A 12,588-nucleotide genomic window follows, 5' to 3' on the forward strand; every position below is an offset into this window, starting at 1 on the left:
TTCAATGCATTATTGTAAGCGTGCTAACTAAAAGTGATCAACCCTTTTGCGTCGCGGTATCTGCCGCTTTAACAGTATGATTTTCACTCAACTTACGCTGAAATTGTAGTGCGAATCCGATAAACGCCAGCACAACCGTCGACAACATAATCGCCGTGGTGGTCAGCAGCGGCTGAGAAATCAGCGCGGAGACCGCCATACTGGCGACAAAGCAGAGACCAAGTTGCAGCGTATTCTGTAATGCTGCGGCTTTGCCGGTAGCCTGCGGGAACGGCAGCAGCGCGTTCGCCACCACAATAGGATAAAGCGCGCCATTGGCCATGGCCATGCCACAGAAGGGAATCAACAGCGCGGTGAGCGTCACGTGACCCGACAGAGCAACGGCAAAAATTGCGCTGATACTGACGGCATAACCGAGCAGCAGCCACGGTAGCAGGGTACGACCTTCGACCCGTTGCAGCAGTGAGCGACAGCCAAAACCACCAATCAAAAATGCCAGCGTTTGCGGGATATAACTCAGACCAATATCCCCTGGCGTCAGGCCTAAATCAGACAGAATAAAGGGTGAGCCGGTTAGCCATGCGAAGAAGCTGGCAGAACAGGCGGCATACATCAGGACGTTACCGCTGTAAATGCGAGATTTCAGCAGCGACAAGAAGCCCACTTTGGGTTCATCAGCCGCTGACGCTGGCGTTCCGCTAGCTTTCAGGCGCAGGGTAGGAATCAGTAACCCCAGGGTGATCAGCAGCAGGGCGACGAAAATCGAGCGCCAGTCAAAGTGGTTCAGCAGCCAGGCACCCAGCAGGGGGGCCAGCGCCGGTGACAGCGCAACCAGCGGCATAATGGTGGCAAAAACACGGTTGGCCTGTGCACCACGGTAGCGATCGACCACCAGTGCCTGCCAGCTTACGGTGGCAGAACAGACGCCAATCGCCTGCACAAATCGCAGTACCAGCAGCATGGTGGCATTTTCTACCCACAGAATGCCGGCGCAGCCGACAGCAAACATACTCAGGCCGATTAACAGTACCGGCTTACGCCCGATACGATCGGAGAGTGGCCCCCAGAGCAACTGGGCGCAGGCAAAACCGGCCAGGAAAATACTCAGGCTGGCGCTGATGGCGCCGGGATGGGTCTGCAGATCTTGCTGCATTGCGCCAAACGCCGGAAGATACATATCGGTAGCAAGGAAACCCAGCATGCTCAGTACCGCCAGGTAAATAATAAATCCTTTTGATTTAATCATCAGTTAACTCTTTATTTTAGTGCAGGTGATTTTAACGCTGCAGAGTGTAATCGCGTGCGTTGTCGCTTGTGAAACGCTAATATTTGCACATTGCGTTCAAAAATTTTGCAGGCAAGCTATGTGGTCGGAACATTCTCTTGAAGTCGTTGATGCAGTAGCGCGTACCGGCAGCTTTACTGCCGCCGCCGCCGAGCTGCATCGTGTGCCCTCGGCGGTAAGTTATACCGTGCGTCAGCTGGAGGAGTGGCTGGCGGTTCCGCTGTTTCAGCGGCGTCATCGCGATGTGGTATTAACCGATGCGGGGAAAGTATTTATACAGGAAGGGCGCACTGTTATCAAAAAAATGCTTGCCACGCGCCGTCAGTGTCAGCAGGTCGCTAACGGCTGGCGCGGACAGCTGAGCATTGCAGTGGATCTGATTGTTAAACCCCAGCGCACCCGCCAGCTGGTGCTCGATTTTTATCGCCATTTCCCGGATATGGAGCTGCTGGTCTGGCATGAAGTGTTTAATGGCGTCTGGGATGCGCTGGTTGACGGGCGAGTCGATGTCGCGATTGGCGCTACCCAGGCGATCCCGGTCGGTGGTCGCTTTGGTTTCCGTGATATGGGCGCACTTAACTGGCGCTGCGTGGTCAGAGCCGACCATCCGCTGGCGCAGCAAGTGGGAAGCATTGATGATGATACAATTCGCCAGTGGCCGTCGCTGGTGCTGGAAGACACCTCGCGCAGCCTGCCAAAACGCATTACCTGGACACTGGACAACCAGCGAAGGCTGGTGGCACCGGACTGGGAATCGGCGTTTGATTGCCTGCTGGCAGGGTTATGCGTGGGTATGGTTCCCGGGCATTTTGCTGCGCCGCTGATTGCTGAAGGTTCGCTGGCCGAATTAACGCTACCGGCCGAATTCCCCGACAGCCCGTGCTGCGTCAGCTGGGCTGAGCAGAGTGCTTCACCGGCGCTGAGCTGGTTGCTGGAGTATCTGGGTACACCGGAGACCATGAATCAGGAGTGGCTTCGCGAAGGATAAACTGACCGGCCAACGGGTGGCCGGTAGCGGATTAACGACGGTAGTCGCGGAACGGACCGTCAGCCACCGAGCGGCGCTCGATTAATGAAGGATGTACTTCAATCGTCTGCGGCTCTTCGCGTTTACTGGTGATGCGATCCAGCAGCATATCAAATGCGGTTTCGCCGAGGCGCTCTTTCGGCTGATGGACGGTAGTCAGCGCTGGCGTGAAATAGCGCGCGTTGCGCACATTGTCATAACCGATCACCGAAATATCCTGCGGCACCCGCAGGCCCATTTCATCTGCTGCACAAATGGCGCCCATCGCCATAATATCGCCGCCGCAGAATACCGCGGTTGGCCGCTGTTTCTGCGATAAAATCTGCTGCATCGCGCGATATCCGGATTCCGGCTCAAAGTCGCCTTGCACAACCCACTCATCGCGCACGGCAATATTGGCCTCGGCCAGCGCTTTGAGAAAACCGGCATGGCGCCCACCGCCGGTGTTTCGCTCAAGTTGACCCGGGATCGCACCAATATCACGGTGACCACGCTCAATCAGATAGCGTCCCACCAGGTAACCGCCTTCAAAAGCATTATCCAGCACGGTATCGGTGAAATCGCCGCGTGATTCGCCCCAGTCCATCACCACCATCGGAATGTTGCGATTGTCTTCCAGCATCTTCAGCAGCTCGTCAGGATATTCCGAGCACATCACCAGCAGACCATCGACGCGCTTTTGCGCCATCATCGACAGATAAGCCTGCTGTTTTTGGAGATCATTATGAGCATTGCCGAGGATCAAGGTATAGCCCTTGGCAAAACAGCGCGTTTCAACTGCTTCAATAATTTCAGCAAAATAGGGCGCTTCACTGGAAGTCGCCAGCAAACCAATCGATTTGGTATGGTTCACTTTCAGGCTGCGCGCAACGGCGCTGGGCGAATAGTGCAGCTCTTTGATGGCGGCCCAAACGGCTTCGCGGGTCTCTTCAGCCACGAAGCGGGTTTTATTGATGACATGAGAAACGGTGGTGGTAGAAACACCGGCGCGTTTCGCCACATCTTTAATTGTTGCCATTAAAATGGTACTCCTGCGCTTATCTTAAAGGATTGATAAGCATCATGTTAAACGTTTGCGTATGCTTCGCGTTTTCTGGCGCGATCGGTTTCATTGTTGCAATCTGAGTGACGTCGGGCAGGAGATTGACGTCAGGAAACACGGCAAGTGACGCGGTGTTGCAGTTGTTGCGCAACGGAAAAACAGAATTCTATCAAGGCTGTGAGCAGAAAACGAGATTTTTACCTGTTTATATGGGAAAATAGTGAGAGTTATTAATTGTAAGGTCTTTAAGGAGTGAAGTATGGACACCAATCTGAAGTTTTCTCTGCTGACCACCGTCGGCGCGCTGCTGGTAATTATTGCCTTCAGTTTCACCGCGGTAATGAATTGATAAACATCGGTTAATCTTCAGGATTAACCCTTTTAAAACGTCTGATGAATTCCCTCAGACGTTTTTTTTTGCGCAAATTGGCTATTTAATGGTCATGCGCACGCGGAGTTAAACAGCGCCTGCATGCTGCAATATGCTCAGTGGCGGGATTGTTATGCGCCGCTGACGGTCTGTTACTCACTTGATTGTGCTAATGAAATTATTCGAGAATACCATGTCATCAACTATCTGCTGTCGGGCGCCAGGGCGAGCGCACCCGTCGGGATTTTTTCCCTTCATCGCCGTATTATTGCTGCTGTTAATCAGCGTTATCTCACCGGTTGCTGTTGCGCAACCCGCGCCTGCTGCCGATACCGCGCAGCAAACTGAGCAGGATATTCCTTACGCCGCGCTGGCGGGCATCCTTAAAGATGAAAAGGCGCGTGATGCATTAATTGATCAGTTACAGCGCGCCGCGGAAGCGCAGTCTAAAACTCAGGCGGCGGATGCTGTGCCGCAAGTTGCCGCACCCAGCGGTGCGACCAGCTTAAGCGACAGCGTCAGCCAGTTTGCGCAACAGACGTTACAGGCGCTGAGTCAGCGGGTGAACGCCTTGCAGAAAGTGGTCGAATCCGGGCCGCAGCGCACGTTTGATCCCAGTGCATTTTTCCACGCCCTCGGCTATTTTTTGCTGATGGTGGTGGTGACTTTTGCCATATTCCATCTGATTCGCCGGCTGGTGGGCCCGCTGTACAATCGAATTGGCAGCTGGGGTCGTAACGCCAAGGATCACGGTGGACCGTGGTACAAATTACCGGCCGCCATTCTCGGCGCGTTTATCATCGATCTGTTAGTACTGATGCTGGTGCTGGCAGGTGGCAAACTGTTTTCTCACCAGTTCAACAACGGCAGTGCGGTGATCGCTCATCAACAGTCGCTGTTCCTCGGTGCTTTTGCGGTAATAGAGTTCTTTAAAGCGGTTCTGCGGCTGATTTTCGCGCCCGGTTTCGCTTATCTGCGCCCGTTCCCGTTCAGTGATGCCACCGCGCGCTACTGGAATCAGCGTCTTGCCTGGCTGAGTGGTTTAATCGGTTATGGCCTGATGGTGGTGGTGCCGGTGGTGGCGACGCAAATCAGTTATCAGGCAGCCGCGGCGGTCAATCTGGTTGTAATGCTGGCGCTGACGGTCTATGCACTGACTCTGATTATGCGTAACCGTAAATCGATCCATAACCAAATCGATTTGCTGGCAGAACGGTCAATGGCGTTTTTCAGTGTGATACTCCGCGGCTTTGGCCACATCTGGCACCTGCTGGCGATTGCCTATTTCCTGATGCTGTTTTTCCTCTCGCAGTTTGATTTCGGCAACAGCCTGAGCTTTATGATGGGTGCCACGGTGAAGAGCCTGCTGGTCATTGGGCTTGGCGCACTGCTGTCCGGTATGATGACGCGCTGGATCGCCCGGCGGATTTCACTGCCGGATCAAATGAATCTGCGTTATCCGATGCTGGAACGCCGTATCAACTCTTATATACCCAACGGGCTGAAAATTCTGCGCGTAATGGTGGTGCTGGCGGTATCACTGTTCCTGCTGGATGCCTGGCATCTGTTTAATTTGCAACAGTGGGCCAGCAGCGAGACCGGCGGTAAAGTTATCGGCGGCCTGTTACATATTCTGCTTATTCTGCTGATCGCCACCTTTAGCTGGACGATTCTGGCCAGTATTATTGAGCATCGCCTGGTACTGGAGATGAGTAACGGCACTCGTCCCAGCGCGCGCGAACGCACGCTGCTGACGCTGTTTCGCAACGTGCTGGCGATTGTTATCAGCACCATCACCATTATGATCGTGCTGTCGCAGGTAGGCATCAATATCGCGCCGCTGTTGGCCGGTGCCGGTGCGCTCGGACTGGCAATCAGTTTCGGTGCACAGACGTTAGTGAAAGATGTGATTACCGGCGTGTTTATCCAGTTCGAGAACGGCATGAACACCAGTGAATATGTCACGGTGGGTGGCATTACCGGCACCGTCGAGCGTATGACGATCCGTTCTGTTGGCCTGCGGGATGACTATGGTGTCTACCATATCGTGCCTTACTCTTCGATGACGACGCTGGCTAACTATGCGCGTGAATTCGGGGTGTATCGTGCTAATTACACCGTGAGTCGTGATGAAGATATCGATCATGTTAATCAGGTGCTGCATCAGGCAATTGAAGAGCTGAAGCAGGATGAGCAGGTGAAATTCTTCCTGATTGGCGAGCCGGTGTTTAACGGCGTGGTGGCCCTGGGCGACCGCTCGTTTACCACCAGGGTAACGGTGCGCACGCTGGCGCTCAAACAGTGGGTGGTGCAGTATGCGCTGGATCGCCTGGTTAAAATTCACTTTGACCGTGCAGGGATCAGTATGCCGCAACAGGCGATGCAGCTGTCGCGCGCCGGGCAACATCCACAGTTAATGCAACAGAGTGAGAACAAAGTGAATCCGGCTTCGTAATTACAGTAACGGGCGGCACAGGCCGCCCGTTTCATTTAAATCAAAGCTGTCGGAAGCGTTTAACGAATGGTTTTTGGCGTCATTACCCGACGCGCGCCTACATAGTGGCGCTGCCAGTAATCTTCGCTTAACGCGCTAATCTGAATATCTTTGCCGGTGCGTGGCGACTGAATAAATTTACCGTTACCAAGGTAAACGCCGACATGATCGGCAGCCCCGCGGTTATTGATGCGAAAGAACACCAAATCACCTTTTTCCAGTGACTCGCGTTTGACCTGGGCGGCATCGCGCAGGTGATACATCTCATTGGCAGTGCGCGGGATCTTGAATTTCACCAGATCTTTATAGGCGTACCACACCAGACCGCTGCAGTCGAAGCCGGTTCGTGGCGATGCGCCACCCCACAGATAGGGTTTACCTAACTGGCCCATGAGCTTATTCATCGCCGTTTCACGTGCTTTCTGATAGCGCACGCGATGGGCTTTACTCATCTTAAGCGGACCATTGTTGATACTGGCAGTGGTGGCAACATCGCTGGTTTTGCGATTGCGCTTATGACCATAGCGTTTGGCCAGTTTCTTCGTGGTGAGGGTACTTTTCGGTGCGCTGAGCGAAGCGGTCTGCACTTTACTCTTTTTCTTCAGCTTCGGTTTCTGTTCCGAAATCTGGCGGGGTTTCTTTACCGGGGTTTTTACCTGCTGACGTCGCTTTCGGCGATCGTCATCACGGGCGCTACTCTTTTCTGCCTTATGCTGACTGGCATTAATAGCGGTGTGTGGCGATGCGTGCGCCAAATTAAAGATCATCTGAGCAAAAGCCAGTAGGAAAAGTGTGATGAGTAAACGCATTGTCCGTTACAGGTTAGGCTCTCATTTGCAACCGAGAGGACCACACTACATTCCCGGCGTCGAACGTGGTTCGCATGCCTGGGGTCCATGTTAAAATTGTTTGCCCTAAAACAGGGCTTAAAACAATTCTAATCTAACTTTTTCACAAAAGGTAAGGCCTTTTTAAATTAATCAGTTCATTCACGTTATTAGTATTATAAATGAGCCAGATCAGACGCTTATCTCACCAATAGTATTGCTAATTATTAACCGATTAATCAGTGGTAATGATAAGAAATTGTTATTTTCTGCGCCGCATTTGGCATAATGAGCCTTAAGTGATTCGCCGTGGGCAAAATGTCGTTTTCAGTCGGCACAGAGAATCGTTATAGTAATAGACACGAAGTAACGAATTAAGGAAGTCAAAAATGAGTACTGTTGAAAAAATTCAGCGTCAGATCGCAGAAAACCCAATCCTGCTGTACATGAAAGGTTCACCGAAGCTGCCAAGCTGCGGGTTCTCTGCCCAGACGGTTCAGGCTCTTTCAGCTTGCGGCGAACGCTTTGCGTATGTCGATATTCTGCAAAATCCGGACATTCGTGCTGAACTGCCAAAATATGCCAACTGGCCAACTTTCCCGCAGCTGTGGGTTGATGGGGAGCTGGTTGGTGGTTGCGATATCGTAATTGAGATGTATCAGCGTGGCGAACTTCAGTCGCTGATCAAAGAAACTGCTGAGAAGTATAAAGAAGCAGAATAAATTCAACGGCGGCGATAACGCCATTGAGGTCATAAAAAAGGGAGCCATCAGGCTCCCTTTTTTTATTCTTCAGATTCTTCTTGTGCCGGCACCAGCGGCCAGCCGCCCAGGCGTTTCCAGCGGTTGACCAGCTCACAAAACAGATCGGCAGTTTGTTCAGTGTCGTACAGCGCCGAGTGTGCTTTGGTGCTGTCAAACGGAATACCGGCGGCCTTACAGGCTTTTGCCAGCACGGTTTGTCCGACCACCAGTCCGCTCAGCGCCGCAGTATCAAAGGTGACAAAAGGGTGAAACGGATTGCGCTTCAGGCTGGCCCGTTCAGCGGCAGCACTCATAAAGTTCAGATCGAACGTGGCGTTGTGCGCCACCATAATCGCCCGGTTACACCCTTTATCTTTGATGCCTTTACGCACCACTTTGAATATCGCATGCAGCGCTTCATATTCACTGACGGCACCGCGCAGCGGATTGTGCGGGTCGATGCCGTTAAACGCCAGCGCTTCCGGCTGAAGAATTGCCCCTTCGAACGGCTCTACATGGAAATGAAGCGTCTCATCTTTTTCCAGCCAGCCGTTCTCATCCATTTTTAAGGTCACGGCCGCAATTTCCAGCAGCGCGTCGGTTTTCGCATTAAAACCCGCCGTTTCTACATCGATTACGACCGGATAAAAACCGCGAAAACGCTCGCTTAGGGTATTCAATTCTTTCGATTCAGGCATCGGGATCTCGTTGACGGAAAAATGCAGCGCGTATTATGGCAAATTTCAGAAAGGCTTGCAGCAGGGGATACGAGGAGCAGGGTGCCATTAAGGCACCCCGACGGCATTAATTGCCGAGGCCGTGACCGGCATGTTTGTTTTCAATCAGTTCCACTTTATAGCCATCCGGATCTTCAACGAAGGCAATAATGGTGCTGCCGCCTTTAACCGGGCCAGCTTCACGGGTGACGTTGCCGCCATCTTTACGAATGCGCTCGCAGGTTGCGGCGACATCGTCAACGCCCAGCGCGATATGGCCATAAGCGTTACCGAGGTCATAGCTATCCACGCCCCAGTTGTAAGTCAGCTCAATGACCGCACCTTCGCTCTCTTCGGTGTAGCCAACAAACGCCAGGCTATATTTGTATTCGGTATTTTCGCTGGTGCGCAGCAGACGCATACCAAACACTTTGGTGTAGAAGTCGATGGAACGTTGCAGATCGCCAACGCGCAGCATGGTGTGAAGTAAGCGCATAATATCCTCTTTAAATGGCCTGCCAGACTAACCGCTGGCAGGTTATGTTTGTCATCATGTCGCGGATGACTGAAAAATCGTGCTAAGTATAGCGTTGATTAACCAGCCTGTTAACGTTTAGCCGCAGCCTGAAGACGGCGGCAGGTGTCTTACAGGGTCGGGTAATCAGTGTAGCCTTCGGCACTGCCGCCGTAGAAACTTTCTGGTCTTTGTGGGTTAAGTGGCGCTTTTTTGTGCAGGCGCTCAACCAGATCCGGGTTAGCGATATAAACACGGCCAAACGCCACCGCATCAATCAGACCTTTTTCAATCAGCTCTTCGCCTTTCTCAGCGGTATAAGCACCGGCACCGATAATCACGCCTGGATAGATGGCGCGAATCGCCTGGCGGAATGACTCAGCGTAAGGCTTACCGCCTGCCCAGTCTGGTTCAGAGATATGCAGGTAGGCAAGGTTACGTTTTGCCAGCTCGCCAATGTAGTACAGCGCGGCTTCTTCCTGATCTTCACCGTTATCGAGGCCGTTAAACGGACCGAGCGGAGAAATACGGATACCGATGCGATCTGCGGCCCAGCCGTCAATGGCTGCATCAACCACTTCCAGTGCGAAACGGGTGCGGTTTTCAATACTGCCGCCATATTCGTCACTGCGCTGGTTGGAGGCCGGTGACAGGAATTGATGGATCAGATAGCCATGGGCAGAGTGCAGCTCGAGCAGGTCGAAATCGGCTTCGCGGGCGTTAATCGCCGACTGGCGGAAATCATTCACAATGGCGGCGATTTCGTCTTTTTCCAGCGCACGCGGGGTTGAAGTCTCTTCACGAATTGCATTCCCCTGCGCGTCACGCAGCGAGGTACGCGTCTGAGCAGAGATGGCAGAAGGGGCGACCGGTGCTTGCTGACCGGGTTGCAGGCTGGCGTGTGAAATACGGCCGGTGTGCCACAGCTGTACCGCACTGTGGCCACCTTCAGCGTGAATACCGGCGTTAATTGCTTTCCATGCCGCGATTTGCTCTGCGGTATGCAGTCCTGGCGCACCGGCATAGCCTTTCGCCTGGAAGGAAATCTGGGTGGCTTCGGTAATGATTAAACCGGCGCTGGCACGCTGGCGATAGTACTCGCCCATCAGAGGAGTAGGGATATCACCCGGCTCAATACTGCGCAGGCGCGTCAGTGGTGCCATGAAAATGCGGTTTGGTACCGTAATGGCGCCCACTTTCAGTGGGGTAAACAGTTTGGTGATTTCCATGCAGACTCCTGTATTAGACCGGTCGACTAGTAAATGTGTTTTTTTTTATCAGGCTGCGGGTAGCATACGTTCAATTTGATCGTAAGCCCAGCTTAACGGTGCGCTGTCACGACGGATTTTGCACTGTAAACTGGCACCGAGCCATAACATATAGAGCATTTCAGCACAGACCGTGGCGCTGGTGGCGATACGTACTTCGCCAGCCTCTACCGCACGCTGAAGCGTACTGGCCAGTGCTGCAATAATTTCTCGCGAACCTCGTTCCAGTGCGATGCGCATCGGTTCCGAGAGATCGCAGACTTCCGCGGAAAGTTTCACTGACAGGCAAGCCGCAAAGCCGCTGTCGTGGCAAAAGTGCTGATAAGCGGTACGGTAGTAATCAAGGATGCGCTGGCGAGCATTGCCCTGTTCAGCCTCCATAAACTGGCGTACTTCTGAGTGATACTGGGCGAAATAGCGCTCCAGCATTGCTACACCAAACACTTCCTTCGAGCGGAAATAGTGATAAAACGATCCCTTAGGCACTTCGGCGACGCTGAGCAGTTCGCTCAGCCCCATGCCGGTAAAGCCACGTTGCAGGCAAAGCTGCTCACCAGTGGCAAGCAGATGTTCGCAGGTATCGTTTCGGGTATGTTTGTTCATCGACACAGGTTAATAGACCAATCGGTCTAATGCAACCCCTGGTTTTCGGCGCGACAGTTTTTCAGCAAATCGAGATCCGCCTGATACTCACTGCTTTGCACATTCATCATGCCGAGCAGGGTATGGAAAAGGTTATCCTGCGAAATCTGATCTGTCGCAGCATGCTGTTGTAAACATGACCGATCAATATTAAAGGCCTGGCGATAGCCCGGTGACAGCCACAGCAGAAAGGGAATGTGCGTCTGCTGATCTGGCGCAAACACATACGGCGCGCCGTGCAGATACATACCGTGTTCCCCCAGCGATTCGCCGTGATCGGAGAGATAGACCAACGCCACGTTAAATTTGTCACTGTAGGATTTCAGCAGATCGATAGTCTGACCGAGCAGCGCATCAGTATATAAAAGGGTGTTGTCATAAGTATTTATCAGCGCCTGCGAATCACAATCCTGAATCTGGCTGTTATCACAGTCAGGGGTAAATTTACGCAGTTGTGGCGGATAACGCAGGTAATAAGCCGGACCATGACTGCCCATCTGGTGTAACACAATCACTGAATCATCTTTCACGCTATCGATATAGTGATCAAGCCGGTGCAGCAGCGCATCGTCGAGACAGTAGCCGCCGCGGCACAGTTCAGGAAGGTGCCACTGGGTCATATCGGAATGCGGCACGCGATCGCAGGCGCCTTTACAGCCGCCATCGTTCTCTCGCCAGAGAATATTGATGCCGGCATGGGCCATCACATCCAGCAGGCCTTCCTGATGGTGTGCCAGGCTGGCATCGTAATCGACACGCGGCATATTGGAAAACATGCACGGCACTGAGATGGCGGTTTCGGTGCCACAGGAACGGGCGTTCGCATACCAGATAACATCCCGTTGCTTTAGCTGAGGATTGGTTTCACGCGCATAACCGCCGAGCGAGAAGTTTTCGGCACGGGCCGTTTCACCCAGTACCAGTATCACCAGGGTCTTTTTCTGCTCTGCGCGAATCTGCGGCCCTTTCCTCGCATCCTCGCCGATGCGCACCAGCGAGCGATCTCCGGCTAACCAGCGGTCGTGGATGTAGTGGCCGCTGCCGCTGATCACATTAGCGGGCGTGATCATTTTAACCAGCCCTTTATTGTTGCGGATAACCGAAGCGTAATCTTTATAAAACAGCGCCGCGATCAGCAAGATAATCAGCAGCGAAACGATACTGCTCAACCCGCGCAGCGCCAGTGAAAACCACCACGGGCTGGGCTGGCGGATGGTTACCAGAGCCAGCAACAGTGAAGGAATCACACCCATTAACGCCATCCATACCAGATAGCGCGGGGTTAACAGTGCCGCTGCTTCCTGCAGATCGGTTTCAAATACGTTCTGCACCATATCGGTATCGATTACCGTGGCAAAACTGAACATAAAATAGTTGGCGGCCGCGCTGACCAGCATTAAAGCAATCAATAACGGTTTACGGATCCATGGCAAAGCCAGCAGGTTGAAAATCAGCGTCCAGGCGCAGAACAGCACCAGCGGTAGGGTGGCGGCGAACAGGTAATCGTGCCATGAGACGAAGGGAATACTTTCCCAGGCCCGCACCAGAAACAGCCCGTTAAGAATCAGCGCAAACCACAACGCTGCCAACAAATTAAACGCGTATTCGTTACAACGTAACTTATTCAGGATTTTCATAGCATCTGGCAGCGAGAGAATAT

General features: G+C 53.0%; 12 protein-coding genes. 4 read left to right on the top strand and 8 right to left on the bottom strand.

Annotated elements, in window-relative coordinates; translation table 11 throughout:
• Nucleotides 1-37: 37 nt before the first annotated feature.
• Nucleotides 38-1,246 carry a purine nucleoside transporter PunC gene (punC, locus tag RIN69_RS10720; RefSeq protein WP_313857345.1) on the bottom strand — a complete coding sequence of 403 codons (1,209 nt, stop codon included), beginning with the start codon at nucleotides 1,244-1,246 and terminating at the stop codon, nucleotides 38-40.
• A 118-nt stretch (nucleotides 1,247-1,364) separates the two neighbouring features.
• On the opposite strand from punC, the gene punR reads away from it, so the two are divergent.
• The gene (gene punR / locus RIN69_RS10725) at nucleotides 1,365-2,273 is read left to right on the top strand and encodes a DNA-binding transcriptional activator PunR (RefSeq protein WP_313857346.1); all 909 of its coding nucleotides are present in this window, start codon (nucleotides 1,365-1,367) and stop codon (nucleotides 2,271-2,273) included.
• Nucleotides 2,274-2,304: 31 nt separating this feature from the next.
• Here punR and purR read toward each other — a convergent pair whose 3' ends face one another.
• Nucleotides 2,305-3,330 carry an HTH-type transcriptional repressor PurR gene (gene purR / locus RIN69_RS10730; protein WP_313857347.1) on the bottom strand — a complete coding sequence of 342 codons (1,026 nt, stop codon included), beginning with the start codon at nucleotides 3,328-3,330 and terminating at the stop codon, nucleotides 2,305-2,307.
• A gap of 283 nt (nucleotides 3,331-3,613) precedes the next feature.
• Between purR and cydH the strand changes: the two genes are divergently transcribed.
• Both cydH and ybiO read left to right on the top strand, forming a co-directional pair.
• Nucleotides 3,614-3,703: a cytochrome bd-I oxidase subunit CydH gene (gene cydH, locus RIN69_RS10735; RefSeq protein WP_156322070.1), complete on the top strand. Its 90-nt coding sequence runs from the start codon at nucleotides 3,614-3,616 to the stop codon at nucleotides 3,701-3,703.
• Between the two features lie 193 nt (nucleotides 3,704-3,896).
• Nucleotides 3,897-6,179 carry a mechanosensitive channel protein gene (gene ybiO / locus RIN69_RS10740; RefSeq protein ID WP_313857348.1) on the top strand — a complete coding sequence of 761 codons (2,283 nt, stop codon included), beginning with the start codon at nucleotides 3,897-3,899 and terminating at the stop codon, nucleotides 6,177-6,179.
• Nucleotides 6,180-6,238: 59 nt separating this feature from the next.
• Here ybiO and RIN69_RS10745 read toward each other — a convergent pair whose 3' ends face one another.
• A complete protein-coding gene (locus RIN69_RS10745) occupies nucleotides 6,239-7,027 on the bottom strand; it encodes a C40 family peptidase (protein ID WP_313857349.1) in 789 nt (262 codons plus the stop codon).
• A 407-nt stretch (nucleotides 7,028-7,434) separates the two neighbouring features.
• Here RIN69_RS10745 and RIN69_RS10750 point away from each other — a divergent pair, with 407 nt between their 5' ends.
• The gene (locus RIN69_RS10750) at nucleotides 7,435-7,767 is read left to right on the top strand and encodes a Grx4 family monothiol glutaredoxin (RefSeq protein WP_313857350.1); all 333 of its coding nucleotides are present in this window, start codon (nucleotides 7,435-7,437) and stop codon (nucleotides 7,765-7,767) included.
• A 62-nt stretch (nucleotides 7,768-7,829) separates the two neighbouring features.
• On the opposite strand, the gene rnt is transcribed toward RIN69_RS10750, so the two are convergent.
• The 5 genes from rnt to eptA all read right to left on the bottom strand — a co-directional run bounded on the left by rnt (nucleotide 7,830) and on the right by eptA (nucleotide 12,565).
• Complete coding sequence (gene rnt / locus RIN69_RS10755; RefSeq protein ID WP_313857351.1) at nucleotides 7,830-8,486, bottom strand: ribonuclease T; 657 nt, start codon at nucleotides 8,484-8,486, stop codon at nucleotides 7,830-7,832.
• A 106-nt stretch (nucleotides 8,487-8,592) separates the two neighbouring features.
• A complete protein-coding gene (gene gloA, locus RIN69_RS10760) occupies nucleotides 8,593-9,000 on the bottom strand; it encodes a lactoylglutathione lyase (RefSeq protein WP_313857352.1) in 408 nt (135 codons plus the stop codon).
• A gap of 149 nt (nucleotides 9,001-9,149) precedes the next feature.
• A complete protein-coding gene (nemA, locus tag RIN69_RS10765) occupies nucleotides 9,150-10,247 on the bottom strand; it encodes an alkene reductase (RefSeq protein WP_313857354.1) in 1,098 nt (365 codons plus the stop codon).
• A gap of 48 nt (nucleotides 10,248-10,295) precedes the next feature.
• Nucleotides 10,296-10,889, bottom strand: a complete 594-nt coding sequence (locus RIN69_RS10770) for a TetR/AcrR family transcriptional regulator (RefSeq protein WP_313857355.1) — start codon at nucleotides 10,887-10,889, stop codon at nucleotides 10,296-10,298.
• A 26-nt stretch (nucleotides 10,890-10,915) separates the two neighbouring features.
• Nucleotides 10,916-12,565, bottom strand: a complete 1,650-nt coding sequence (eptA, locus tag RIN69_RS10775; RefSeq protein WP_313857356.1) for a phosphoethanolamine transferase EptA — start codon at nucleotides 12,563-12,565, stop codon at nucleotides 10,916-10,918.
• Nucleotides 12,566-12,588 lie beyond the last annotated feature (23 nt).

This window comes from Winslowiella toletana (assembly GCF_032164335.1).
In the GTDB taxonomy this organism is placed as follows: domain Bacteria; phylum Pseudomonadota; class Gammaproteobacteria; order Enterobacterales; family Enterobacteriaceae; genus Erwinia; species Erwinia toletana_A.